This is a genomic window from Thiohalorhabdus sp. (assembly GCF_046545655.1).
Lineage (GTDB): Bacteria > Pseudomonadota > Gammaproteobacteria > Thiohalorhabdales > Thiohalorhabdaceae > Thiohalorhabdus.
In genome coordinates this window covers 1-24,277 of sequence record NZ_JBKGZG010000018.1, presented here as the reverse complement: position 1 = coordinate 24,277, position 24,277 = coordinate 1, and the positions used below count along the sequence as shown (strand labels likewise).

Below are 24,277 nucleotides of genomic sequence, written 5' to 3'. Positions count from 1 at the left end.
GCCGCCGGTCTTTGCTGCCCGTCTGTCCCCCCTTCACGTCTTTCACCTTGCTGGCTGCCCGATGCGCCAACAATCAGGGACATTACCGAGCCTTTGCCCGGAAGGACGGGACACCTCCGGTGCCGGACGGACCCGGAGCCCCGCGGGGCCGTGTAAAGGATTCCCTTAGGAGCTGTTCCGGGTTCCCGATCCGCGCCTACCCCGCCAAGGTGGAACGCAGGGGCCAGGCGGGAGAATGCGAATTTGCGGGAACGTGTGGAGGGGTGGGCTCGCGCGGAGGTCCTGGGTCTGGGGTGTGCGGTGGTCCTGACCCTTGTTGCCTTGCTTCCCGTGGATCCTCATGGCCCCTTCGACGCCCGCACCGGGAAGCCCTTGGCCGGGATCAGCCTGGAATACCCCGGGACCGGTGCCCTGGTGGAGCCCGTGGCCGCGGTGGGCCACGCCCTGGCGGGGGCCCCGGACCCCCGGAAGGCGGTAATCGCCACCCTGGCATGGGTCCTGCTGGGCGGCGTCCTGCTGGGGTGGAGATACGCGGCCCGGCGCGGTTACCCCTCCCTCCCCGCCGCAGTTGTGGGCGGCGGGATGGCGGGGGCGGTCTTCCTCGCCTACGTCGGGCTGTACCTGCTGCTCCCCTTCCCCCACTTTCGCCTGGAGACGGCCGACCCCGGGACGGTGGTGGCCGACCTGCACACGCACACCCATGCCTCCCACGACGGCCTCCCGACGCCCCGTGCCGCCCTCGAGGTCCTGGCCGCGCGGGGCGTGGACGTGGTGGCGGTGACGGAGCACAAAAAACCCGATGGCGCCTTCCTGGCGGCAGGCCACGACCGCGATCCGGATTTGCCGAGCGTCCTTCCCGGCGTCGAGCTGAATGCATCCCGGGGTTATGTGCTGGGGCTGGGGGTGGAACCGGACCTTCCCCTTCCCGGCCGACTTCGTTCCCCCGAGGATGTAACCGCCTTCATCACGACGGTGCGCGAGCGTCACGGAGGCGCGGCCCTGGGCCTGGGCTGGAAGCTCAGCCCCGAAGGGGTGCACGCCCTTGCGGAGGCTGGCGTAGGGGGGTTCGAGGTCGCCAACCTGGGTCACCCGGACGTCCCGGAGGATACGCAGCAAACCATTCTCGAGGAGGCCGAACGTCGTGGACTCGCCCTGGTGGCCAGCAGCGACTGGCACGGCTGGAGCGGCACCTGGCGCACCTGGACCCTGATCCGTCCCGGGCCGGGGGACACCGGAAAGCCCCCAGAGCGCCAGGTCCTGGAGGCCCTGCGCTCCCCCGACCCCGAACGGATCACTCCTGTGGTGGCCGGTTCCCTGGGCCCACCAAGTCCCGCTCGCCTGGTCTTCGCCCCTTTCGCCGAGGGGGCGCGCTACGTCATCGGGCTGTCCCCGGCGCGGATTCTGGGCTGGTGGCTGTGGGGGCTCGGCGCCCTCGGGATCGCCCGGGCCCTGCGGGCCCGCGGCCTGCGCCCGGGGCCCTGGCTCGCCCGGGGGGGCCTACTGATCCTAGGCGGCGCCGTGCTGGCGGTGGCGGCCCCGCTGGCCCTCTCCCCCGCCCCGGAGGCGGTGAACCCCGCCTTCCACCGCTGGGCGGGGGGCCTGGCAGCGCTCGCCGGGGCCCTGGTCTGCCTGGCGGCCCTGGCCCCACCACTCGAAAGGCGGGGCCGCCCGGCCCGCGCCCGGTCGCCCGCCCCGCTCCCGGCAGCGCCCGGGCCCGCCGGGCTGGCAGGAGCCCACGGCCGTGATATGTCTGGGGATGGTTCCCCGCCTCCACGTACGTTGGTGCAAGGAAGCCCCATGAAGCTCTCCGTCGTTATCCCGGTCATGGATGAGAAGGGCAACATCCGGCCCCTGCTGGAGAGTCTCCGGGAGGCCCTGGCGGGGCTCGACCACGAGATTATCTTCGTGGACGACGGCTCCCGAGACGGCACCGCCGGGGCCATCAAGGATCTGGCCGATGCCCGCACCCGGGTCCTGGTGCTGTCCCGGAACTACGGGCAGACCACCGCCATGGCCGCCGGCATCGACGCCGCCCGGGGGGACTACATCGCCACCCTGGACGGCGACCTGCAGAACGATCCGGGCGATATCCCGCGCATGGTGGCGCGCATGGAGCGGGAGGGCTGGGACGTGGTGGCGGGAATGCGCAAGGGGCGGCAGGACGACTGGCTGTCGCGGAAGCTGCCCAGCCGGGCGGGCAACCTCCTGATCGGTCGCCTGACCGGGATCCAGCTGTCGGACTATGGCTGCACCCTGAAGGTGTTCCGGGCGGAGACGGCGAAGAATCTGGGCCTCTACGGCGAGCTGCACCGCTTCATCCCGGTCCTGGCCAACCTGCAGGGCGCCCGGATCACGGAGATGGACGTGCGTCACCACCCGCGGGTTAGCGGCCGGTCCAAGTACGGCTTGGGGCGGGCCATGCGGGTACTTTCGGACCTGACCCTCATGGTGTTCCTGCAGAAGTACGCCTCCCGGCCCATGCACCTATTCGGCAGCTCCGGCCTGGTGGTCCTGGCGGCGGGCCTGCTAGTGGACTTCTACCTCGTCCTGCTGAAGGCGCTGGGGGAGACCATCGGCACCCGGCCCCTGCTCTTCCTCGGCCTCCTGCTCACCGTGGTGGGCTTCCAGCTGATCACCACCGGCTTCCTCGCGGAGCTGATGATGCGGACCTACTATGAATCGCAGAACAAGCGCCCCTACCGGGTCAAGGAAGAGTTTGTGGGCAGCGGCTAGGCTCCTCGGGCGCCTCCTCTTCCTGGCCGGGGCATTCGCTCTTCTGGTCAGCGCCCTCGACCTCGAGGCCCTGGGCAGGGAGCTGGCCCGCGCAAACCCCCTCTGGCTGGGCGCCGCCCTGCTCCTGTTCAACGGCTCCCAGGCCCTTAGCGCGGTGCGGCTGCAGGTCCTGCTGCGCCCCCTCCGGGCCCTTCCCTCCATGGAAGAGCAGCTGCGGCTCTATTACGCCGGGATGTTCTGCAACCTCTACCTGCCCGGTGGGATCGGCGGGGACGGGCTGAAGGCCTACTGGCTGAAACGGCGCTTCGGGGTCCGGCTGGGGACCCTGGTTCGCGCCCTGGTGCTGGACCGGGCCGCGGGACTGGCGGCCCTGGGGGCCCTGGCGCTGGGTTTGGCGACCCTGTGGAGCGGGTCCTGGGGGTGGGCCGCGGCCGGGGCGGGCGGCCTGCTGCTGTATCCGGCGCTGGCCAACGGCCTATTCCCCCGCTTCCGGGGGACGGCGCTGCCGGCCCTGGGGATCTCCCTGGGCGTGCAGGCCTTTCAGGGCGCCAGCGCCTGGGCGCTGATGCAGGCCCTGGGGCTGGAGGGGACGCTCTATCTGTTGTTGTTCTATCTGTCGGCCATCGCCGCCCTGCTCCCCGTGACCATCGGCGGCCTGGGCGCCCGGGAGCTGGTGTTCCTCTACGGCCTGGCCTGGGCCGGGCATCCGCCGGGCGGCGGCGTCGCCCTGGGCCTGCTCTTCTTCGCCATCACGGGGGGTTCGGCACTCGCGGGATGGCCCCTGGTGGGACGGTTCCTGCGCGTGGAGCACCGGGCGGCCCCCGCCCCCCATCGGGGGCCCTAGGAGAGCCCCGGCCGGGCCAGGAAAGCCCAGGGGGCTAATCCCGCCCCGGAGCCGGCTCCTCATGCCGCCCGGGCGGTGCGGCCACCAGCCAGGTCCCTACCAATACCATGGGCAGCGACAGCCATTGGCCCATGGAGAGTCCAAGGGCCACGGCCCCCAGGTGGGGGTCCGGGGCACGGAAATACTCCACGCCGAAGCGAATCCCCCCGTACAGCAGCAAAAACAGTCCGAAGACCCGGCCGTGGCGGCGGGGCGCCCGCGCATAGAACCAGATCACCAGGAACAGCATCAGCCCCTCCAGCAGGGCCTCGTAGAGCTGGGAGGGGTGGCGAGGTACCCGGTCCACGTGGGGGAAGACCATGGCCCAGGGGAGATCGGGATCGGCGGGGCGCCCCCACAGCTCGCCGTTGATGAAGTTGCCGATGCGGCCCAGGCCCAAACCGATGGGAACCACGGGGGTGAGGAAGTCCCCCACGGCAAGGATGGGCTGGCCGTGGCGGCGAGCGAACCATACCACCGCCGCCACTACGCCCAGGAGGCCGCCGTGGAAGGACATCCCTCCGTCCCAGACGTAGAAGACCTCCAGGGGATGGCCGAGGTAATACCCCGGGTTATAGAACAGCACGTAGCCCAGGCGGCCCCCCAGTACCACGCCCAGGATGCAGGCGAAGGCCAGGTCGCCAATGTCCTCCGGCGTCAGCCCCAGGCGGTGTCGGCGAACCCGCAGCAGCCACCAGCTCAGGAGGAAGGCCGCCGCGTACATGAGCCCGTACCAGTGCACGGCAAAGGGGCCGATCTCGATGGCCACCGGATCGATGCGGGGAAATTCGAGCAACGGCACACTCCTTCAGCTAGGCGGCTCCCGCCGGGTTTGGCAGAATGGGTCCGGCGCGGGCCCAGGCCCGCGATCTCCTATGGTACCGATCCCGCGCATCCAGCGAGGCAGGAAACGTGCAACGGCGCTTCCTTCAAAAGGGCCTGCTCATGGCCTCCAAGTGGGCCGTCAAGGCAGCCCGGGAAGGCTTCCAGGTCCCCATCCCCCAGTCCGTGCTCGACAACCTCTTGCGCCGCATGGACGACCCTTCGGTCCGGGACCTGCAGCTGAAGCCCGTTCCGGACAACCATGTGGAGCTGTCGGGCATGAAAAAGGTGGGCGTGTGGGTGGAGTTCCGCGCCGTCTTCCGCCTGGAACCGCCCGCCGCCGAGGAGCCCGGCCAGAGCCTGGCCCTGGTCCTGGAAAAGGCCGACCCCTTCTTCGCTCGCAACGCCCTCCTGGGGGCCCTGGAGGAGGTGGATGGCGTGCAGGTCCACGAGGAGCGGGTCCTTGTGGACCTGGGCAGCCTGATCGAGCGGCACCAGTGGGGCCGCAAAGTGCCCCGGAGCCTGCGGGACCGCCTGCGCATCGCCGATGCCTCCACCCAGGAGGGGCGGATCAATCTGCGCGTGGGGGTGAGCTGACCCCGAACCAGGTCCGCGCGAGCCCGCCACGGGCGGCACGGGCCACGATCACCGCCACCGCCAGCCCCATCACGTCCGCCACCCAGTCCTCCATGCTCCGGTCCCGACCCGCCACGAAAGACTGGTGGTACTCGTCCAGGGCCCCGAACAGGGCACCCACCAGAAGCGCCACGCTGCCGATAACGGGGCGGGGCCAGTGGGGCCGCAGGCGGGCCACGGCCCCCACGCCCAGGACGCCCAGCACCAGATAGGCCCCGATGTGGAGTACCTTGTCGGCGCCCTCGAAGGGCTGGGCGGGCAAGGTCTCTCCGGGAAGATGGCTGCTCAGGGCGATCACCACCGCCCAGACCAGCCAGGCGGATACCCACCGAGCGGCCCCTGCGGCGGGACGGGTCTCCTCGTTCATGCGGGAACCTTCCTTTCCTCCGAAGCTCGGCCCTTTCGGTTCTGCGGGACGAAGGGTAACACGGCCCCACTCAGCGCGGGCGCAGCCCCTCCAGGAGGAGCCGGATCATTCCCTCGGCGAACCCGTCTGGATCTTCCGCGAACCCGACGCCCGGCGTGTGGGCGATCATCTCCCGGGCCTGGAAGAAGAACACCTGGGCACCCACCAGCACCACGGCCACCAGGGCCGGATCGTGATCGGAAGCGAAGAGCCCGGCCTCCTGGCCGCTGCGGATCAGGCCTACCAGCCGCTGGAAGTTCTCCCCGTACACCCCCTCGGCCAGGGTCCGGATCCGCCCCGACTCCCCTTCCAGGAGCTCTCGCAGGACGAGCTGGCCCACCTGGGCGTGCTCGAACAGGTGACCCATGTGGTAGCGCGCGAACTCCCGCAGGGCCAGGTCGGCCGGCCCGTCCTCACCATGCACCCCCTGCAGGAACTCCGTGGTCTCCCGGCAGGCTTCGCGGATTACGTAATAGTAAAGGGCTTCCTTGCTGGGGAAATGATGGAAGATGGCGGCTTTGCTGACCCCGGCCTCCCGGGCCAACGCCGCCATGGAGACGCCCTGAAACCCGTTCCGCGCGAACAGCCGGGCCGCCACCTCGGCGATCCTCCGCCCCCCGTCCGTGCACTCCCGATCTTCCGTCATGGTCCTTCCCAGGTGGCTCGCTTCCCTCTGACCAGCCGGTCAGTCCCGACAAACCGTCCCCCCACATCCGGGGGATGTCAAGGCAAAAGGCGCTCCGCCTCCCGTAGCCTGGGATCCGGAGATCCCCCCGGAAAACCCCTTGGGATAATCGCCTGTTATGATGAAACAGACAGGCCGTGTCCCGATCCGAGAAGATCCCTTCGGGCCCCTCTGTATTCGTAGGCCTTGACTCCCTGACCGATCGGTCAGCAAACTACCGCGCCGGGACACCGCGTCCCGCGTGAGCCGGGGGCGCTTCTCCGATTCCAGTCACTCCGGGTGAAACACCCGCCTTCACCGGACAGGCCAAGAGGATACCTTCTATGGGCAAGGAAACCGGCAAGCCTTGGACGCTGGGCCTGCTAATCGGTCTGGCCGGTGGTCTCGCCGTTCCCGCCGCGCAGGGGGCCGACCTGCTTGAGCTCTACCGGACAGCGGAGGAGGTCAGCCCCACCCTGGAGGAGACCCAGGGGCAACGACGGATCGCCGACTATCAAGAGGATGAGGCCGAGGCCGGGTTCTTCCCCTCCCTCACCGGCCAGGCAAGCCGAAGCTGGACCGAGGAGACTCAAGTGGTTTCGGGGATTCAGGCGGACTCCGACACCACCACCTTCACCCAGGACCAGTACAGCTTCACGCTCACCCAGCCCCTATTCATGGGCGGGCGCACCTGGCTCGCGGTAGACATCGCCGAGCAGGCCCAACGACAGGCGGAGGTGCAGGTGTCGGCCGCCCGCCAGGAGCTCATGGTCCAGGTGGCCGAGGCCTACTTCGGCGTGCTCGACGCCCAGGAGGAGAAAGATCTCGCCGAGCGGGAGATGCGCCGCGTCCGGGAGCACCTTGATCGGGCCCAGGCGCAGTTCGACGTGGGCACCGGAGATATTACCGGGGTGCGGGAAGCGGAGGCCCGCCGGGACCAGTCCCGGACCGGCCTGATCCGTGCCCGCAACAACCTGCAGACCGCCAAGGAGCGCCTTCGCCGGCTCATCCGCCAGCAGCCCCCCACCCTGGACAAGGTAGAGGAGGTAACCCTGGCGGACCCCGAGCTTCCCGACCCCGAGGACTGGGTGGACCGGGCCCTCGAGGAGCACCCCGAGCTGGCCCGGCTACGCGAGCAGCTCGACATCGATCGGAGCAACGTGGAGCTTGCCAAGCGGGAGCGGTGGCCGGAAATCAGCGCCCAGGCCCAGTACAGCAAGGTCGAAGGCGGCAGCTTTTTTACCTCCGACGAGGCCACCAGCGCCAGCCTGCAGGTGAACTGGCCCATCTTCCAGGGAGGCCGGGTCTCGGCAACCGCCAATATCCGCCAGGAAGAGGCCTCCCAGACCCGCCTGCAGCTTGACGACCAGCAGGAACAGGTCCGCGAGCAGACCACCCAGGCCTTCTACGACCTGGAGTCCACCATGCAGGAGGTACGCAGCCTGCGGGCCCAGGTGCGCTCCGCCGAGACCCAGCTGGAGGCGGTGCAGACCGGCTTCGAGGTGGGCAGACGCACCAGCATCGACGTCCTGGACGCCCAGCAGGAGTACTTCGATGCCCTGCGGGACCTCGCCCAAGCGCGCAACCAGTACCTGCTCTCCCGGCTGCGGCTGAAGTCCGCGGCCGGGACTCTGACCATGGCCGACCTGGAGGAGGCCAACCGCCAGCTGGACTAGCCCGGGGACCCTACGCCCCCAACGGGGGCGGTCCCTTCTGGCTGGCCTCAACGGTCCGCCGTCGGCTCCTCCCCTTCCGCGGCGTTTTCCCCTTCCGTGCGCGCCATCCTGTCTTCCCCATCGAACTGCTTGGCCAGGATGGCGTGATACTGGCGGATCCGCTGTACGTAATGCACGGGCTCCAGCCCGCGCGCATACCCGTAGGGGAGATCCCGGTAATATTTCTCTTGGGACAGCAGCGGCAGCATCTCCTTCAGGGTACTCCAGCTGTCCGGATCGCGGTCGAAGCGTTCCGCCAGCCGCCGGGCGTCGCGGATGTGCCCCATACCCACGTTGTAGGCGGCCAGGGCGATCCAGGTACGGTCCGGCTCCTCGATGCTGTCGGGTAGCCGCTGGTACATCTTGTTCAGGTACTCAGCGCCGCCCCGGATGCTGTCCTCCAGGTCCAGCCGGTTGCCGATGCCCAGGGCGACGGCGGTGCGGCGGGTCAGCATCATCATGCCCCGCACCCCGGTGGGGCTGCGGGCGTCTGGGCGCCAGTGGGACTCCTGGTAGGCCTGGGCAGCCAGGAGCCGCCAGCTGAAGGGATAGCTCTTGGAGGCCTCGCGGAAGAGGTCCAGGAACTGCGGCAGGCGGTCGGTAACGCGTCTCTGGAAGATGGCGATGTCCACATAGTCGAAAAGCCGGACGTGGCCGTAGTACCGCTCACGAAGGGCGCTAACCACGCCCTCCTCCTCCAGCTCGGCGAACCACTCCTCCAGGCGCTGGCGCAGTTCCTCCGAGCCGCGGGGAAGGGCCCAGGCGAGCTCCTGCTCCTCGCTGATGGCGAAGGGCACCACGAGCTCGGGGTAATAGCGCTGGTTGAGGGCCACAATGTTGGAGTCGGCCACCGTGCAGTCCGCCTCGCCCTTGCGGATCTTGAGCAGCACCTGCTCCACGGAGAGCTCGTCGGTGGTCCGCCAGTCCAGGTCGTGGATCACCTGCCGGATCTGCCGCAGCCGCTCCACGTAGCTGGTCCCCGCCAGGACCAGGAGGTCCACGTCCGGGAGGTCCTCCCAATCCTTGGGGACCTCCCCCCCTCGCTTGCAGACCACCTGCTGGCGCACCTGCTGGTAGGCGGGCCCGAAATCGAAGCGCTCCCGGCGCTCGGGGGTGCGGGTAATGCCGGCGGCCCCCAGGTGGCCCTCGCCCGCCTCCATGGCCTCGAACACCGAGCTTATGTCCTCCACCACCCGGATGCGGAGGTCCACCCCCAGCTCCTCAGCGAACCGGCGGGCGAGGTCGTACTCCAGCCCCGTTTCCCCGTCTCGGCCGTAGTAGTAGGTGGTGGGCGAGTTGCGGGTCAGCACCCGCAGCTCGCCCGACTCCCGGATCCGCTCCAGCGTGGAGGCGCCCCGCTCCTCGCCTCCCACCAGGTCGCAGCCCGCGAGGACCACGGCCGCTCCAGGAAGGAGCAGCGGCGGGAGGGCGGTGTCCCCCAGCCACTGCAAAGCTCGCCACAGGGTGCGGCCCATCAACCAACCTCCCCGGGCCGGCCCCCCAAGCCAAGCCCCAGTAACAAGGACAGGGTTTCAGCGTATCCCATTGTAGCGGATTCCCCGAACCCCCCTTAGGGTCTTGAAAACCGGCGAAACACCCCCATTTCCGGGAGTGATGTCCCCACGCGGAAACGGACACGTACCATCAGCGGAAAGGAGGCGGCCATGGCAGTGATGCGGTATGACCCCTGGCGGACCATCAGCCAGCTGCAGAACGAGATGAACCGGCTGTTCGAGAACCGCCTGGACGGAGAGGAGAACGGCGAGACCGGCATGGTAGCCGCGGACTGGCGCCCGGCGGTGGACGTCCAGGAGAGCCAATCGGGCTACACCATCACCGCCGACCTGCCCGGGGTGGATCCGGAGGACATCGACGTCTCCCTGGAGAACGGCGTGCTGACCATCCAGGGCGAGCGAAAGGACGACCGGAGCGGGGAGGACGGCGCGTTCAAGCGGATCGAGCGGATCCGGGGCACCTTCTTCCGGCGCTTCACCCTGCCGGACACGGCCGACGCGGAGAACGTGAAGGCCAAGACCCGCAACGGCACCCTGGAGATCGTCATCCCCAAGCAGAAGGAGGTCCAGCCGCGCAAGATCCAGGTGGAGTCCTAGGCACGAGTGCCCGGACGGGCCGGATCATGCCCTCCGGCGGGGCGGCCCCGCCGGCCTCCACGAAACGGGCCCTGCTCCTTTTAGGCCGGGCTTCTCCCCGGGAACCGTGCGGTCAAGGGTAACGGGATGGAATACAAGGACTACTACCAGATCCTGGGGGTCTCCCGGGAGGCCAGCGCCGACGAGATCAAGCGGGCGTACCGCAAGCTGGCGCACAAGTACCACCCCGATGTCAGCAAGGAGCCCGATGCCGAGCAGCGGTTCAAGGAGGTGAAGGAGGCCTACGAGGTCCTCTCCGACCCCGAGAAGCGCGCCGCCTACGACCAGCTCGGCTCGGGCTGGCAGCAGGGGCAGCGCTTCGAGCCGCCCCCGGGCTGGGAGGGCGGCTTCGATTTCCAGGGTGGCGGCTTCTCGGGCTTCGGCCCGGAAGGGTTCAGCGACTTCTTCGAAACCCTGTTCGGCGGCGGCTTCCGCCAGCAGGACCCCTTCGGCCGCTCCCGGGCCGGGACCTGGGGCGGGGCCGGCGGCTTCACCGGCCGCGGGGAGGACCAGCACGGCCGGCTGGAGATCACCCTGGAGGAGGCCTTCCACGGGGGCCACCGGAAGGTCCAGACCACCGTCCCCGAGATGGACGCCCAGGGCCGGATGATCCAGCGGCCCCATACCCTGGATGTCCGGATCCCGGCGGGGGTCCGCGACGGCCAGCAAATCCGGCTTTCCGGCCAGGGCGCCCCCGGGCTCGGCGGGGGGCCGCCGGGGGACCTCTACCTGGAGATCCGGATCAAGCCCCATCCTCACTTCCGCCTGGAGGGCAAGGACGTCTACCTGAACCTGCCCATCACCCCCTGGGAGGCAGCCCTGGGCGACCGGATCGCCGTTCCCACCCTGGGCGGCACGGTGAATCTGACCGTTCCCGCGGGGGCCCAATCCGGCCAGAAGCTGCGGCTTCAGGGACGGGGCTTGCCAGGCAACCACGCCGGGGACCAATATGTAATCCTGCAGATCAAGGTCCCCAAGCCCGAGACGGAGGAGCAGAAGGACCTGTACCGGGAGATGGCCCGGAAGATGCCTTTCAACCCGCGCGCGAACCTCGGGGCATAGCCCATGACGGACCATCCGGAGCCGGTGTCCGGAATCGTCCTGGACGAGACGGTGGTCTACACCCTCACGGAGCTGGGCCGCGCCAGCGGCCTGGGGGCCGACTACCTCATCGAGATGGTGGAGGTGGGGATCCTCGACCCCGCCGGCGGCGAGGAAGGACGGTGGTGCTTCACCGGCCGCTCGGTGCTCCGCCTGCAGGCCGCCCTCCGCCTCCAGCGGGACCTCGGCGTGAATCCCCAGGGAGCGGCCCTGGCCCTGGACCTGCTCGATGAGCTCTCGGACCTGCGGCAGCGCGCGGACATCCTGGAAAGGCAGCTCTCGGGCTGAGACAGGACAAGAGGGCCATGGCGGGCGGAAACCGGGCCGACCCCCCCAAGGGGCGAGGCGCCACCAGCAACCCCGAGGGGCGCTTCGAGCCGATCACCCACGAGCCCGTGGAGGACGGCTGGGGCGACAAGGATCCCCTGCCGCCCGCCCTCCGGACCGAGGTGGCCGTGGACGCGGCCCGGACCGCCATCACCTGGAACGACTCCCCCGACCTCCCCTTCGACCGCTCCGTGAACCCCTACCGCGGCTGCGAGCACGGCTGCATCTACTGCTACGCGCGCCCCAGCCATGCCTACTGGGACCTCTCCCCGGGGCTGGACTTCGAGAGCCGGCTGGTGATCAAGCCCGAGGCGGATCGGCTCCTGGAGGAGGAGCTGGCCCATCCCGGCTACCGCTGCGCGCCCATGGCCCTGGGCACCAACACCGACCCCTACCAGCCCGTGGAGAAAAAATACGGCATCACGCGTCGCGTCCTGGAGGTCCTGGAGCGGACCGGGCACCCCGTTTCCATCGTCACCAAATCCACCCTGGTGGAGCGGGACCAGGATCTGCTCGCCGCCATGGCGGAGCGCAACCTGGCCACGGTCACCGTTTCCCTGACCACCTTCGACCGCGACCTGTCCCGGCGGATGGAGCCCCGAGCCGCCGCCCCCAATCGGCGGCTGCGCATCATCAAGAACCTGACGGCGGCGGGGATCCCCGTCGGTGTGCTGGTGGCGCCGGTGATCCCCGTGCTCACCGACGGCGAGATCGAGCGGATTCTGGAGGCCTGCGCCGAATCCGGAGCGCGCAGCGCGGGCTACGTCCTGCTCCGCCTTCCCCACGAAGTGGAGGGCCTGTTCCGGGAATGGCTGGACACCCACTACCCCCTCAAGGCCGGGCACGTCATGGGCCGGGTGGAGGAGACTCGGGGCGGCGCCGCCAACGACCCCCGCTACGGCACCCGCATGACCGGCACCGGGGCCTACGCCGAGCTGATCGGGCGGCGCTTCAACCTGGCCTGCCAGCGCCTGGGCCTCGCCGGCCACGACCTGGCCCTTGATACGAACCGCTTTACCCCGCCCCCGCCCCCTTCGGGAACGCAAATGACCCTGTTCTGAGCGGGGCGGCGGTACCGTCCTGGGCACCATGCCGATCAGAAGAGGCTGCCCGCGGCTGCCAGGTGTCGCTGCCAGTAGGAGCTCTCCAGACTCCCGTAGGTAACCCGCTTGCCCTCGGAGGGGGCATGGATGAAATGGTCGCCCCCCGCGTAGAGCCCCACGTGGGAAAGCTTGCCCGAGATCCGGAAGAACAGCAGGTCTCCCGGCTGGATGCTTTCGGGGTCCACCTCGGCGACTTCCTCCCGCAGCTCCTCCACCGTCCGGGGCACCGACATTCCCACCTGGGAATAGGCGTACTGGATGAGACCGCTGCAATCGAAGCCCGGATCGCCATTGCCGCCGAGCCGATAGGGGGCACCGAGGCCCGTGCGGGCCGCCTCCACCACATGAGTGCGCGCCACCCCTGTACCGTTCCCCGGCCCGCCCTGCAGGGCCCGCTCCCCCGAGCCCCCGGAACCCGGTGCACAGGCGGTCAGCGACAACCCCGCCACCAGGAGGGTCCCGCACACGATCCCGGCGGGGACGAGCCTACGGCGGGCTGGGACGCGCATATTCGGTTCCTCGTCTCGGGTTTCCTCCTTGGGATTATTGCAGAAACGACCGCGCCGGCCCACGGGCCTACCGCAGTCGGAAGGCCATCCGGAAGCGCACCGGGAGGGGAGTTTCCAGCTCCGCGGGCGGGGGCGGCAGGGGCTCCGCCTCCCGGGCGGCCCGGCGGGCCGAACGGGCAGGTACTCCTGGCCCCACCGCAGTTTTAGCGCAAGCCTTTCTCGACCCCCCAGCCGAAAGAAGACCCGCACCTTCCCTTGGGGTGGCAGCGCATAGAGGCGGATTCCCCCCAGTGGCAGGAGCAAAACGCAGAATGCCCCGATAAGGGGCAAGGAAAGGAAAGGCGGGGCCGAGAGCCGGAAAGGGCTCAGCCTTCCCGTTCGTAGTGGCCCACCAGCTCGGTCTCGGCGAGCACGTGGCCGCGGGCGGCCTCCTCCACCTGGGTCACCGTGGCGTCGGCGGGGAGGTCCAGGTGGTCCACGTCCAGGGCCAGGAGGCGGAAGTGGTAGTGGTGGGTCCCGTGGCCGCCGGGCGGGCAGGGGCCGCCATAGGCGGGGCGGCCGAAGTCGTTGGTGCCCTCGGGGAACCTGCCCGGCGCGCCAGGGCTGGAGAACCCTTCCTCCAGAAAGGTGGTCTCCGGCGGAAGGTCCCACACCGCCCAGTGGTGGAACGTGCCGCCGGGGGCGTCGGGATCGTCGCAGACCAGGGCGAGGCTCCGAGTGCCCTCGGGGATCCCGGCCCACTCCAGGGGCGGCGAGGTGTCCTCGCCGTCGCAGGTGTACTTGGCCGGGATGTGGTGGTCGTGGCGGAACACGCCGCTCAACAGCGTCAGGCTCATGGCGAATCCTCCCAGTCAGGGGTTGGCGGAGAGATCCCTCACCCCGCCGCCTCCAGCTCCCGGGCGAAGCCCCCCGGGCGGACGGGCAGCCGCCGCGCGCCCCAGGCGCCGGGCCGTTCCTCGAAGACCCCGGCGCAGGCCGTCCCGCAGGCGGTGCAGCGCCCCTCGCCGTCGAGGTTCCATTCGCTCAGCCGGTACCCGTCCCGCCCGATCAGCAGCTCCCCGCAGTGGTGGCAGTAGGTGCTCTGACCGGCCTTGTCGTGGACGTTGCCGGTGTAGGCGTAGCGGATGCCGCTCTCCAGGGCGATGGCTCGGGCCCGGGCCAGGGTCTCCGGGGGCGTGGCGGAGTAGTCCCGCATCTTGTAGTCGGGGTGGAAGGCGGTGAAGTGCATGGGCACCTCGGGGCCCAGCTCCTCGCGGACCCAGGCGGCCATGCGCTCGATCTCCTCGGGGCTGTCGTTCTCCCCGGGGATCAGGAGCGTGGTCAGCTCCATCCAGGTGTCGGTCTCGTGGTGGATGTAGCGGATGGTGTCCAGCACCGGCCCGAGCTCGGAGCCGGTGAGCTGCTTGTAGAAGCGTTCCGTGAAGGCCTTCAGGTCGATGTTGACAGCGTCCATGTGGGCGTAGAACTCCGCCCGCGGCTCAGGGGTCACGTAGCCGCTGGAGACCGCCACCGACCGGATGCCCCGCTCGCGGCAGGCACGGGCGATGTCGATGGCGTACTCGTGGAAGATGATGGGATCGTTGTAGGTGAAGGCGATGCTGCGAGCCCCCACCCGCTCGGCCATGTAGGCCACCACCTCGGGATCCGCCTGGTCGGCCAGGGTGTCCATCTCCCGGGACTTGCTCATGTCCCAGTTCTGGCAGAACTTGCATGCCAGGTTGCAGCCCGCGGTACCGAAGGAGAGCACCGGGGTGCCGGGCAGGAAGTGGTTGAGCGGCTTCTTCTCGATGGGGTCCACGCAGAAGCCGGAGGAACGCCCGTAGGTGGTCAGGACGATCCGGTCGTCCCGGCGCCCGCGCACGAAGCACAGCCCGCGCTGGCCCTCGTGGAGCCGGCAGAAGCGCGGGCAGAGGTCGCACTGGATCCGGCCGTCCTCGAGTCGGTGCCAGTATTCGGTGGGAATGCCTTCCACGGGATCGCGATCGGCCAAGCCAAAAACCTCCGGAGCAATAGCTCTCCTGGGAAACGCTGTTCCCTTCCTTAGATGCGCGCGGCGGCCGGGAATTTCATGGAGGGGCCCGAGTCGAAGGCGCATACCGGAAAAACCCGGATCGGGTTGATCCCCCATGGCGAAACCCCCATGTTGGTAATGAAGCTCGGCGACCTTGCTGAGGGCGGAACCGAAATGCCGAACGAGCGACCGCCGGCCATAGCCGGCACCTTCTACCCCGGCGACGGGGCGGAGCTGGACGCCCTGGTGGCCCGGCTGCTGTCCGACGCCTCCCCCGCCGCCGAGGGCGCCGAGGCCCCCAAGGCCCTCATCGCCCCCCACGCCGGCTACCCCTATTCCGGCGCGGTGGCGGCCACGGCGTACGCGCGCCTGGCTTCGGCCCGCGACCGCATCCGCCGGGTGGTCCTGGTGGGCCCCTCCCATTTCGTGCCCTTCCGCGGCCTGGCGGTGAGCAGCGCCGCGGCCTTCCGCACCCCCCTGGGCACCGTCCCGGTGGACGCCGAGGGCGTCCGCACGGCCCTCGCCCATCCCGGCACCCAGACCCTGGACCTGGCCCACGCCCGCGAGCACAGCCTGGAGGCCCACCTGCCCTTCCTCCAGGGAGTGCTCGGGGAGTTCACGCTGGTGCCCCTGGTGGTGGGGAACGTGGACGACGAGCGGGTGGGCCGCATCCTGCAGGACCTCTGGGGCGGGCCCGAGACCCTGGTGGTGGTCAGCTCCGACCTCTCCCACTTCCTCGACGACGCCAGCGCCCGGGACCGGGACGCCGAGACCGCCCGGGCCATCGAGGAACAGGAGGCGGAGCGGCTCACCCCCGAGCACGCCTGCGGTGTGCGCCCCCTGCGCGGCCTGCTCTGGCACGCCGCCGACACGGGCGCCCGCATCCGCACCCTGGACCTGCGGAACTCGGGCGACGCGGGCGCCCCGCCGGACCGGGTGGTGGGTTACGGCGCCTTCGCCCTGGAGGAGGCCCATTGATGCCGGACACGGCCGAAAGCAGGCCCGCCGGGGCCGCTGCCTCCCTGCGGCCCCACGCGGTCCGGCTCCTGGAGCTGGCCGGCGCCTCCATCGATCACGGCCTGGACCGGGGACGGCCCCTGGAGGTGGACCCGTCCGCCCAGCCGCCCGAGCTGCAAGAATGGCGGGCCTGCTTCGTCTCCTTGCACGTGGACGGCGGACTGCGGGGGTGCATCGGCTCCGTGGAGCCCAGGCGGCCGCTGGCGGTGGACGTGGCCGAAAACGCCCACGCCGCCGCCTTCCGCGACCCCCGCTTCCCCGCCCTGACACCGGCGGAGCGGCCGGATCTGGCCCTGAAGGTCGAAGTCCTCACCCCCTTCGAGCCGCTTTCCTTCGACGGCGAGGCGGACTTGCTGGCGCAGCTCCGGCCCGGCCGCGACGGCCTGCTCCTGGAGGCGGACGGACGGCGGGGGACCTTCCTGCCCACCGTCTGGGAGGTCCTGCCGGAGGCGGAGCAATTCTGGACCCAGCTCAAGCGCAAGGCCGGTCTGCCCCCGGACCGGGGCCCGGAGGGCCTGCGGGTCTACCGCTACCGCACCGAGGTAATCGCCCCGGAGACCGCCTAAATCCGGCGGTATGGATCGGGCACCGCAGCCTGCCGGGTGCCGGAAAGGCGGCCTCCGCGAGGGGTCCAAGGGGAAACAGGCAGCCATTCACGCGGGGGAGAGCCATGGTGGAACAGCTCGGCAACGGAGACGGCCTGCTCATCGTCGACGTGCAGAACGACTTCTGCCCCGGCGGCTCCCTGGCCGTGCCGGAAGGGGACGAGGTGGTGCCCGTCCTGAACGGCTGGATCGCCCTGGCCCGAAAGGCGGGCGTGCCCATCTACGCCTCCCGGGACTGGCACCCGGCAAACCACATCAGCTTCCACGACCGGGGCGGACCCTGGCCCCCCCACTGCATCCAGGAGACCCAGGGGGCGGCCTTCCACCCTGACCTGCAGCTCCCCGAGGACGCCGCCATCATCAGCAAGGGAATGGATCCCGACCGTGACCAGTACTCGGCCTTCGACGACACCGAGCTGGGCGAGCGGATGCGGGACGCCGGGGTGACGCGCCTCTGGGTGGGGGGACTGGCCCAGGACGTCTGCGTCCGGGCCAGCGTCATCGACGGGGCCCGGGAGGCCTTCGAGGTGCACCTGCTCCTGCCCGCCACCCGTCCCGTGGACGCCACCCCCGGCGACGGCGACCGGGCCGTGGAGGACATGCAGGAGGCGGGGGCGGTGATCGAGCGCAGCGCGGAGCCCGGGAAATGAGCTCGGAGGACTGGGTCACCTCCGACAACGCGGCCCTCCTCACCGACCTCTACGAGCTCACCATGCTGCAGGCCTACCACCGGGAGGGCCTGGGGGACACGGCGGTGTTCGACCTGTTCGTGCGCAAGCTGCCTCCCAACCGGGGCTTCCTCCTCGCCGCCGGTCTGGAGACCGCCCTGGACTACCTGGAGAACCTCCACTTTTCGGAGGAGTCCCTGGACTACCTGCGCTCCCTGGGTCAGTTCTCCGAAGCCTTCCTCGACTACCTGGCCGGATTCCGCTTCACCGGGGAGGTGCGCGCCGTCCCCGAGGGCACCCCCGTGTTCCCGGACGAGCCGCTCCTGGAGGTGATCGCCCCCCTCCCCGAGGCCCAGCTGGCGGAGACCTTCCTGCTCAACCAGCTCCACTTCCAGACCCTGATGGCCAGCAAGGCCAGCCGGGTGGTGGAGGCGGCCCGGGGCCGCACGGTGGTGGACTTCGGCGCCCGGCGCATGCACGGCGCCGACGCCACCCTGAAGGCGGCGCGCGCCTTCTACATCGCCGGGGTGGACGCCACCTCCAACGTGCTCGCCGGGCAGGTCTACGGCATCCCGGTATCGGGCACCATGGCCCACAGCTACATCGAAGCCCATCCGGACGAGCGGGCCGCCTTCGAGGCCTTCGCCCGCCTCTATCCCGAGACAATCCTGCTGGTGGACACCTACGATACCCTGGAGGGCGTACGGAAGGTGGCCGACATGGCGGAGCGGTGGGGGGACGCCTTCCGGGTGCGGGGCATCCGCCTGGATTCCGGCGATCTGGGCGGGCTGGCCCGCGGGGCTCGGGAGATCCTGGACGCACGCGGCCTGCATGGGGTGAGCATCTTCGCCAGCGGTAGCCTGGACGAATACGGCATCGCCGACCTGCTGGAGGACGGCGCCCCCATAGACGGCTTCGGCGTTGGCACCCATCTTGGGGTCTCCGAGGACAGCCCCTACCTGGATAGCGCCTACAAGCTGGTGGAGTACGCCCGCGAGCCACGCATGAAGCTGGCGACGAGCAAGACCACGCTGCCCGCGCGCAAGCAAGTCTACCGCCATAGCGGAGGGGATGGTTTCTACTGCGGCGACACCATCGCGGCCCTGGAGGAGCCGGGCATGGAGGGTCAGCCCTTGCTGGAAACGGTGATGCGGGAGGGGGAACGAACTGCGCCCCGTCGGGGGCTGGATGAGATCCGGAAGCACGCGGCCCGTGAGCGCGAGCGTCTTGCGGCAAACCTCCGCAACCTGCGCATGTCCGAGTCGCCCTATCCGGTGGCGGTCAGTGAAGGCTTAAAAAGTGCGGTGCAGCGCCTTCGGGCAACCCTACAAAGGGCAGAGACGGGAAACGACTACTGGACGTAGGAGCTCTCCCGACGTACCCACCTCGTGAAGCTGGACTCCTTGATCCGGTTGCGGGGGCCCCCTTCGGGGTTCTGCCAGATCACATAATAGTCCCCTCCTTCCTTGGTAACCTCCAAAATCTTCCGGGATTTCTTGGATGGATCCTTGGGCCGCCACAGCTGTCCCGCGGCGTAGCCTTCCGGGCTTGTCGGACCGGTCTCCGCGGACTTCGCCTCCAGGCCAAGCCCCTCGTCCTCATGCTCCTCCGACGGAGTCCAGCCCAGCCGATACATGACATCCCGGTAGGCCGAGCGCGCCATGGAGGCGACCCGGGTCCCGGTCTCCTGGGCCAGGAGGCGTCCCTCCCGGATAATGGTCTCGAGTCGTTCCTGCATAGTCCTTTTTTCCTCGTGGGTGAGGGTGTCAATCGGGTCATCCGATTCTTACCCTATTGAGACAAAAAAACCGCCGGTTTACTCCCGCGGGAGGGGAACCGGATTCTCCATGTCCATATGGTCGATATTGTGCCTCTTGTCGCATGCGTCAAGAGGCCGGGGACAAGATCCGGAAATCGAGGCGAACCGTTATGGCAGTTGAACTGGAGGCCCGGAGAGACGGGGGCTGCGTGGTGCTGGCCAGTGGCGGGATCGAGAGCACCACCCTGCTCCACCGCCTGGCCCGGAAAGGGGGGCGGATCGCCCCCGTCTTCTTCCACTATGGGCAGCGTCCATCCGAGCGGGAGCACCGGGCCGCCCGGTCGCAGTGCCGGGAGCTGGGCCTGGAGCTGGAGGTGCTGGACATCGCGGGGGTGACCCCGGTCTTCCAGGCGGGACAGGAGCGTCGGTACCACATCCCCCTCCCCCACCGGAACCTGGTGGCCCTCTCCCTGGGACTGAGCCTGGCGGAGAAGCGCGGCGCGGACCGCCTGTTGATCGGCACCACGGGGGACGACGCGGACTTGGCGACGAGCGCCTCCCGCCCTTTCCTGGACGCCTTCCGGGGCATGGCCGGCCTGCTAGGGCCCGTGTCGGTGGAAGCGCCCTTCCAGGAGATGGGCAAGGACGAGGTGGTCCGGGAGGGGCTACGGCTGGGGGTGGACTTCGGCCGGACCTACAGCTGCCTCCTGGGACGACGGGAGCCCTGCGGGAGCTGTCCCCAGTGCCGGAAGCGGCGGTCCGCCTTCCAACGCGCCGGGGTGCCGGAGCCGCGCCCCGCCCTCGACCCCGGGGAGGCCTGAGCATGCCCTTCTCCCCCCTCCACCTGCTCCTGTTCCTGGTCCTGGCCGCTTTCCTGCTGGCCTTCATCCAGGTGGGGGTCCTCACCATCGCCGTGGATAAGCTGGGCCTGCCCATGGAGGCCCTCCTGGTGCTGCTCTTTGGCTCCCTGCTCGGCGGTGGGGTCAACCTGCCCTTGTTCTCCATGCCCGCAGAGGCACCCCCCGAGCAGCGGGTCCATCCCGCCTTTTCCCTGGGACTGCTGCGGCCGCGGCAGCCCTTCCGGGGCCGCACCCTGGTGGCCGTCAACCTCGGAGGCTGCCTGATTCCGGTGGCCTTCTCCGTCTACCTCTGGAACCTGCACGCCCTCTCCCCGGCGCAGGTGGGCGGCACGGTGGGCCTGGTGGCCGCCATCAGCTACCTGGCCAGCCGCCCGGTGCCCGGCCTGGGCATCGCCATGCCCCTCTTCGTCGCCCCCATCACGGCCGCCCTGACGGCCCTGCTTCTGGGCGGCGCGCAGAGCGCCCCCCTGGCCTACATCGGGGGCACCCTCGGGGTCCTGATCGGCGCGGACCTGCTCCGCATCGGCGACATCCGGAAGATGGGCACGCCGCTGGCCTCCATCGGCGGCGCCGGGACCTTCGACGGCATCTACCTCACCGGCATCGTGGCCGTCCTGCTGGCCTAGCCGGGACGCAGCCGGTGCCATCGCGAGCCCAACCAAGGAAGGAGCCCATCCATGCAAGCGGTCTTTCTGGATACCACCTCCCTGGACCGGGGGGACCTGGATCGCAAGTCCCTGGAGGCCACCGCGACGGACTGGTCCTTTTTCGACGAGACACCGGCCGAGACCGTCCCGGAGCGTATCCGGGAGGCGGAGGTGGTGGTCACCAACAAGGTCCCCCTGGACGCGGAGGCCATCCGGGCCGCGCCCAACCTCCGGCTCATCTGCATCGCCGCCACCGGCACCAACAATGTGGACCTGGAGGCCGCCCGCGAGCGGGGGGTCGCAGTCACCAACGTGGTGGGCTACGCCACGCCCGCCGTCGTGCAGCACGTCTTCGGCTTAATCCTGGCCCTCACCACCCGGCTGCCGGACTACACCGCCGCCGTCGCCGCCGGGCGCTGGTCGGAGAGCCCCCACTTCTGTCTGCTGGATTTCCCCATCCGCGAGCTGGCGGGCCGGACCCTGGGAGTGGTGGGCCACGGCGAGCTGGGCAGCAACGTGGCGAGGGTGGCGGAGGCCTTCGGCATGCAGGTGCGGATCGCCCAGACCCCGGGCCGTCCCGAGCGTCCGGGGCGGAGCCCTCTGGAGGAGCTGCTGGCCGAGGTGGACGTCCTGAGCCTCCACTGCCCCCTGACCCCCGAGACGGAAAATCTCATCGGCCCCGCCGAGCTCGCGCGGATGCCCGACGACGCCCTGCTCATCAACACCGCCCGCGGCGGCATCGTGGACGAGCCCGCCCTGGCCGAAGCCCTGCGCAAGGGCCGCCTGGGCGGGGCGGGGGTGGACGTGCTGACCCGGGAGCCGCCCCCCGCCGGCCACGTTTTGTTGGCCCCGGACATCCCCAACCTGATCGTCACCCCCCACGTAGCCTGGGCCACCCGGGCCGCCCGCCAGCGCATGGTGGAAGAGCTGGCCGCCAACCTCCGGGCATTCCTGCGGGGAGAGGAGCGCAACCGGGTGGTCTAAGGAATCCCTTCCGGATTTCCCAAGGGAGGGAGGAGCGTCCCTTATGCCTTATTCGCATTTTGCACGGGAAAAACCGACCCCCATCTGAGGGTGCTCCCCATTCTCTGTTAGAATTTTCCCCACTTCACGGTCTTGCCCTTCTCCGCCAACTGGGGCAACCTTTTGTGGCGAACGGACTGCCATTTGGGGGGGACCATGCATGATCCGGCCATCATTTCCACGAACGGTAGATCGATGAACCGATTCATCGCTGTGATTTGCCTCTGCTTTATCCTGCTCCCCGCCTGGGCGAACGCCCGCTATGTGCCGGAGCCTCCCGGGACTCCCGCCGAGGCAGCCATCCTGATGGACGCCAAATCGGGCCGGATCCTCGCCAGCCAGAATCCCGACAAGAAACATCCCCCCGCCAGCCTGGCCAAGCTGATGACCGCCTACATCACCTTCCAGGCCATCGAGGAGGGCCGGATCTCCCTGGAGGACGAGGTCCGCATCAGCAAAGAGGTCTGGGAGCTCAAGGGCTCGCAGATGTTCCTCAAGGTGGGCGAGCGCGTCTCGGTGGATAAGCTCCTGCGCGGCCTGTTGGTCCAGAGCGGCAACGACGCGGGGCTGGCCCTCGCCGAGCACCTCGCCGGCGGCAAGGAGACCTTCCTCCGCATGATGAACCGCACCGCCCGGGACCTGGGCATGGAGAACTCCCACTTCACCGATCCGGCGGGGCTTCCCGGCGAAGACATGGTGGTCACCGCCCGCGACATGGCGAAGCTGGGCCGGGCCATTGTGAACGAATACCCGCAGTACCTGGAGATCTTCGGGCAGCGCTCCTTCAACCACAACGGCATCACCCAGAGCAACCGGAATCGCCTCCTGGGCCGCATGGAGGGGGCGGATGGCCTGAAGACCGGGCACACCGAGGCCGCCGGTTACAACCTGGTGGGCACGGTGGAGCGCGACGGCATGCGGCTGATTAGCGTAGTCCTGGGCTCCCCCTCCGCCGGGCAACGCTTCGAGAGCATGCAGGGCCTGCTCAACTACGGCTTCCGCTTCTACGAGACCCGCAAGCTCTACGCCAGTGGCGAGACCGTGGAGACGACCCGCGTCTGGCAGGGCGCCGCGGAGGAGCTGAAGCTGACCCTGGCGGAGCCCCTCTACGTCACCATCCCCCGCGACAGCGCCTCCGACCTGGAGCTGCGGGCGCGGCTGGACTCCCCCCTCCGGGCCCCGGTCCAGGAGCAGGATGAGGTGGGCATGCTGCAGGTGAAGCTGGGCGACGAATCGCTGGCTCGCCGGCCCCTCCTGGCCAAGGCGGAAGTGGCCCCCGGAGGCTGGATCCGCTACCTGCTCGACGCAGCCCGTCTCCAAATTCAGGGCCTCTGGGAGGGCCAGAAATCGCGTTTCCTTGCCCATGACGAGGGCGAAGGCGAGGCCGGCGAGGCGGAGTCGGAGGCGGCCCAGCCCGGGTGATCGTTTCGCCCGGCGGCGGGCCCCGGCCGCGTCCGATCCGGGGCCGCCTATTCAGGCTGGATTCAGAACGGCCTCCTACCATGTGACGGGACATCACATGGAGGACTCCCCGAATGACCGTTCGGAGTCCAACGCCGCAGGAAACCCGGGTCTGGGACCCCTGGGTCCGCATTTCCCACTGGATTCTCGCCGCCGCCTTCTTCGTCGCCTACCTGGTGGAGGAGCCCGAAGGCCTCCACGTCTGGCTCGGCTACCTGATCGGCACCCTGGTGCTGGTGCGCGTGGCCTGGGGCTTCCTGGGGCCGCGCCATGCCCGGTTTTCCGACTTCGTCCCCTCCCCCATCACCCTGAAAACCTACCTGGGGCGACTGGTCCGCGGGCGGGAGCCGCGCTTTTTGGGGCACAATCCCCTGGGAGGCGTCATGGTGGTCGCGCTCCTGGGCGCCCTGGCCCTCACGGCGGTGACCGGCCTCATGGTGTACGGTGCCGAAGAGCAGCGGGGCCCCCTGGGAAGCTGGTACGCCCAGGAGACCGCGGCACCCGCCCCGATACCCGCCGCCTACGCCGACGACCACGGAGAGGACGGGGAAGAGCACTCCGGCGGCGAGGCGGAGGCCCTCGAAGAGGTCCACGAGCTGGCCGCCAACCTGACTCTGGCCCTGGTGGGGCTGCACGTGGGCGGGGTGCTGTTCACGGGCTGGCGCCACGGCGAGAACCTGGTGCGGGCCATGATCAACGGCCGCAAGCGCACCGAATAGGAGTTGAGCCCATGGCCGCCTTCCCCGGCAAAGCCGGGCTGGCCCTGTTGGCCCTGACACCCCTCGTCGCCGCCGTGGGGGCCGATTCCGGACCCGGCGGCGAGGATTCGGACCACGTGCGCGAGCTCCGCGAGGAAAAGGAGATCCTGCCCTTCGAGCGCATCCTGGCCGCCGCCCGGTAGCGCCATCCCGACTCCCAGCTGGTGGAGGTGGAGCTGGAACAGAAGGACGGGCGCCACCTCTACGAGGTGGAGCTCATCGACGCCGGCGGCACCTTTCGCGAGCTGTACTTCGACGCCCGGACCGGAAAGCTGCTCTCCTCGGAGACCGAGGAATAGATGCGGATCCTGGTGGCGGAGGACGACCCGGTCCTGGGCGAGCGGATCCGGGATTCTCTGCGGGAGGCCGGCTACGCGGCGGATATCGCCAGCGACGGCGAGGAGGCCGACTACCTGGGC

The 24,277-nt window shown here is 69.6% G+C and carries 26 protein-coding genes and 1 pseudogene; 19 read left to right on the top strand and 8 right to left on the bottom strand.

Annotated elements, in window-relative coordinates; all coding sequences use genetic code 11:
• Nucleotides 1–243 precede the first annotated feature (243 nt).
• Nucleotides 244–2,733 (top strand): glycosyltransferase, encoded by a 2,490-nt coding sequence (locus tag ACLFRB_RS05835; protein WP_411068067.1) that lies wholly within the window; start codon nt 244–246, stop codon nt 2,731–2,733.
• A complete protein-coding gene (locus ACLFRB_RS05830) occupies nt 2,717–3,577 on the top strand; it encodes a lysylphosphatidylglycerol synthase transmembrane domain-containing protein (RefSeq protein ID WP_411068066.1) in 861 nt (286 codons plus the stop codon). Before ACLFRB_RS05835 ends, ACLFRB_RS05830 begins: the two co-directional genes overlap by 17 nt.
• A gap of 34 nt (nt 3,578–3,611) precedes the next feature.
• Here ACLFRB_RS05830 and lgt read toward each other — a convergent pair whose 3' ends face one another.
• A complete protein-coding gene (lgt, locus tag ACLFRB_RS05825; protein WP_411068065.1) occupies nt 3,612–4,412 on the bottom strand; it encodes a prolipoprotein diacylglyceryl transferase in 801 nt (266 codons plus the stop codon).
• Nucleotides 4,413–4,528: 116 nt separating this feature from the next.
• Here lgt and ACLFRB_RS05820 point away from each other — a divergent pair, with 116 nt between their 5' ends.
• The gene (locus ACLFRB_RS05820) at nt 4,529–5,035 is read left to right on the top strand and encodes a hypothetical protein (protein ID WP_411068064.1); all 507 of its coding nucleotides are present in this window, start codon (nt 4,529–4,531) and stop codon (nt 5,033–5,035) included.
• On the opposite strand, the gene ACLFRB_RS05815 is transcribed toward ACLFRB_RS05820, so the two are convergent.
• Together ACLFRB_RS05815 and ACLFRB_RS05810 are read right to left on the bottom strand one after the other, a co-directional pair.
• Nucleotides 5,010–5,441: a VanZ family protein gene (locus ACLFRB_RS05815; protein WP_411068063.1), complete on the bottom strand. Its 432-nt coding sequence runs from the start codon at nt 5,439–5,441 to the stop codon at nt 5,010–5,012. The genes ACLFRB_RS05820 and ACLFRB_RS05815 overlap by 26 nt on opposite strands.
• A 70-nt stretch (nt 5,442–5,511) precedes the next feature.
• Nucleotides 5,512–6,126, bottom strand: a complete 615-nt coding sequence (locus ACLFRB_RS05810) for a TetR/AcrR family transcriptional regulator (protein WP_411068062.1) — start codon at nt 6,124–6,126, stop codon at nt 5,512–5,514.
• Between the two features lie 362 nt (nt 6,127–6,488).
• On the opposite strand from ACLFRB_RS05810, the gene ACLFRB_RS05805 reads away from it, so the two are divergent.
• The gene (locus tag ACLFRB_RS05805) at nt 6,489–7,820 is read left to right on the top strand and encodes a TolC family outer membrane protein (protein WP_411068061.1); all 1,332 of its coding nucleotides are present in this window, start codon (nt 6,489–6,491) and stop codon (nt 7,818–7,820) included.
• Between the two features lie 47 nt (nt 7,821–7,867).
• On the opposite strand, the gene mltF is transcribed toward ACLFRB_RS05805, so the two are convergent.
• Nucleotides 7,868–9,334 carry a membrane-bound lytic murein transglycosylase MltF gene (gene mltF, locus ACLFRB_RS05800; protein ID WP_411068060.1) on the bottom strand — a complete coding sequence of 489 codons (1,467 nt, stop codon included), beginning with the start codon at nt 9,332–9,334 and terminating at the stop codon, nt 7,868–7,870.
• A 189-nt stretch (nt 9,335–9,523) separates the two neighbouring features.
• Here mltF and ACLFRB_RS05795 point away from each other — a divergent pair, with 189 nt between their 5' ends.
• The 4 genes from ACLFRB_RS05795 to ACLFRB_RS05780 all read left to right on the top strand — a co-directional run bounded on the left by ACLFRB_RS05795 (nt 9,524) and on the right by ACLFRB_RS05780 (nt 12,498).
• Entirely contained in the window at nt 9,524–9,970 is a 447-nt protein-coding gene (locus tag ACLFRB_RS05795) for an Hsp20/alpha crystallin family protein (protein ID WP_411068059.1), read from the top strand.
• 126 nt (nt 9,971–10,096) lie between these two features.
• On the top strand, nt 10,097–11,071 hold the full coding sequence (locus ACLFRB_RS05790; protein ID WP_411068058.1) for a DnaJ C-terminal domain-containing protein: 975 nt from the start codon (nt 10,097–10,099) through the stop codon (nt 11,069–11,071).
• A 3-nt stretch (nt 11,072–11,074) separates the two neighbouring features.
• Nucleotides 11,075–11,398 carry a chaperone modulator CbpM gene (locus ACLFRB_RS05785; protein WP_411068057.1) on the top strand — a complete coding sequence of 108 codons (324 nt, stop codon included), beginning with the start codon at nt 11,075–11,077 and terminating at the stop codon, nt 11,396–11,398.
• A gap of 17 nt (nt 11,399–11,415) precedes the next feature.
• On the top strand, nt 11,416–12,498 hold the full coding sequence (locus tag ACLFRB_RS05780; protein ID WP_411068056.1) for a PA0069 family radical SAM protein: 1,083 nt from the start codon (nt 11,416–11,418) through the stop codon (nt 12,496–12,498).
• A gap of 35 nt (nt 12,499–12,533) precedes the next feature.
• Here the strand turns inward: ACLFRB_RS05780 and ACLFRB_RS05775 are convergent, their stop codons facing one another.
• From ACLFRB_RS05775 to amrS, 3 genes are all read right to left on the bottom strand, one after another.
• On the bottom strand, nt 12,534–13,049 hold the full coding sequence (locus ACLFRB_RS05775) for a C40 family peptidase (RefSeq protein ID WP_411068055.1): 516 nt from the start codon (nt 13,047–13,049) through the stop codon (nt 12,534–12,536).
• 365 nt (nt 13,050–13,414) lie between these two features.
• Nucleotides 13,415–13,885, bottom strand: coding sequence for a YbhB/YbcL family Raf kinase inhibitor-like protein (locus ACLFRB_RS05770; RefSeq protein WP_411068054.1), 471 nt, complete (start codon nt 13,883–13,885; stop codon nt 13,415–13,417).
• A 38-nt stretch (nt 13,886–13,923) separates the two neighbouring features.
• On the bottom strand, nt 13,924–15,039 hold the full coding sequence (amrS, locus tag ACLFRB_RS05765; RefSeq protein ID WP_411068053.1) for an AmmeMemoRadiSam system radical SAM enzyme: 1,116 nt from the start codon (nt 15,037–15,039) through the stop codon (nt 13,924–13,926).
• Nucleotides 15,040–15,234: 195 nt separating this feature from the next.
• On the opposite strand from amrS, the gene amrB reads away from it, so the two are divergent.
• The 4 genes from amrB (at nt 15,235) to ACLFRB_RS05745 (ending at nt 18,714) form a co-directional block, all read left to right on the top strand.
• Nucleotides 15,235–16,038: an AmmeMemoRadiSam system protein B gene (gene amrB / locus ACLFRB_RS05760; RefSeq protein ID WP_411068052.1), complete on the top strand. Its 804-nt coding sequence runs from the start codon at nt 15,235–15,237 to the stop codon at nt 16,036–16,038.
• Entirely contained in the window at nt 16,038–16,643 is a 606-nt protein-coding gene (amrA, locus tag ACLFRB_RS05755) for an AmmeMemoRadiSam system protein A (RefSeq protein WP_411068051.1), read from the top strand. Before amrB ends, amrA begins: the two co-directional genes overlap by 1 nt.
• A gap of 104 nt (nt 16,644–16,747) precedes the next feature.
• The gene (locus tag ACLFRB_RS05750) at nt 16,748–17,332 is read left to right on the top strand and encodes a nicotinamidase (RefSeq protein ID WP_411068050.1); all 585 of its coding nucleotides are present in this window, start codon (nt 16,748–16,750) and stop codon (nt 17,330–17,332) included.
• Complete coding sequence (locus tag ACLFRB_RS05745; RefSeq protein WP_411068049.1) at nt 17,329–18,714, top strand: nicotinate phosphoribosyltransferase; 1,386 nt, start codon at nt 17,329–17,331, stop codon at nt 18,712–18,714. Before ACLFRB_RS05750 ends, ACLFRB_RS05745 begins: the two co-directional genes overlap by 4 nt.
• On the opposite strand, the gene ACLFRB_RS05740 is transcribed toward ACLFRB_RS05745, so the two are convergent.
• Nucleotides 18,702–19,088 (bottom strand): hypothetical protein, encoded by a 387-nt coding sequence (locus tag ACLFRB_RS05740; protein WP_411068048.1) that lies wholly within the window; start codon nt 19,086–19,088, stop codon nt 18,702–18,704. The two genes, ACLFRB_RS05745 and ACLFRB_RS05740, sit on opposite strands and share 13 nt — an antisense overlap.
• Nucleotides 19,089–19,279: 191 nt before the next feature.
• On the opposite strand from ACLFRB_RS05740, the gene ACLFRB_RS05735 reads away from it, so the two are divergent.
• The 7 genes and pseudogenes from ACLFRB_RS05735 to ACLFRB_RS05705 all read left to right on the top strand — a co-directional run.
• A complete protein-coding gene (locus ACLFRB_RS05735) occupies nt 19,280–19,930 on the top strand; it encodes a 7-cyano-7-deazaguanine synthase (protein ID WP_411068047.1) in 651 nt (216 codons plus the stop codon).
• Between the two features lie 2 nt (nt 19,931–19,932).
• Entirely contained in the window at nt 19,933–20,595 is a 663-nt protein-coding gene (locus ACLFRB_RS05730) for a DUF1614 domain-containing protein (RefSeq protein ID WP_411068046.1), read from the top strand.
• A 51-nt stretch (nt 20,596–20,646) separates the two neighbouring features.
• Nucleotides 20,647–21,600: a 2-hydroxyacid dehydrogenase gene (locus ACLFRB_RS05725; RefSeq protein WP_411068045.1), complete on the top strand. Its 954-nt coding sequence runs from the start codon at nt 20,647–20,649 to the stop codon at nt 21,598–21,600.
• Between the two features lie 234 nt (nt 21,601–21,834).
• Nucleotides 21,835–23,061 (top strand): D-alanyl-D-alanine carboxypeptidase family protein, encoded by a 1,227-nt coding sequence (locus tag ACLFRB_RS05720; RefSeq protein WP_411068044.1) that lies wholly within the window; start codon nt 21,835–21,837, stop codon nt 23,059–23,061.
• A 113-nt stretch (nt 23,062–23,174) separates the two neighbouring features.
• A complete protein-coding gene (locus ACLFRB_RS05715) occupies nt 23,175–23,819 on the top strand; it encodes a cytochrome b/b6 domain-containing protein (protein ID WP_411068043.1) in 645 nt (214 codons plus the stop codon).
• A gap of 11 nt (nt 23,820–23,830) precedes the next feature.
• Nucleotides 23,831–24,001 carry a hypothetical protein gene (locus ACLFRB_RS05710; RefSeq protein WP_411068042.1) on the top strand — a complete coding sequence of 57 codons (171 nt, stop codon included), beginning with the start codon at nt 23,831–23,833 and terminating at the stop codon, nt 23,999–24,001.
• 15 nt (nt 24,002–24,016) lie between these two features.
• Nucleotides 24,017–24,157 (top strand): annotated as a pseudogene (locus tag ACLFRB_RS05705) (PepSY domain-containing protein); the annotation flags it as partial.
• Nucleotides 24,158–24,277: the final 120 nt, after the last annotated feature.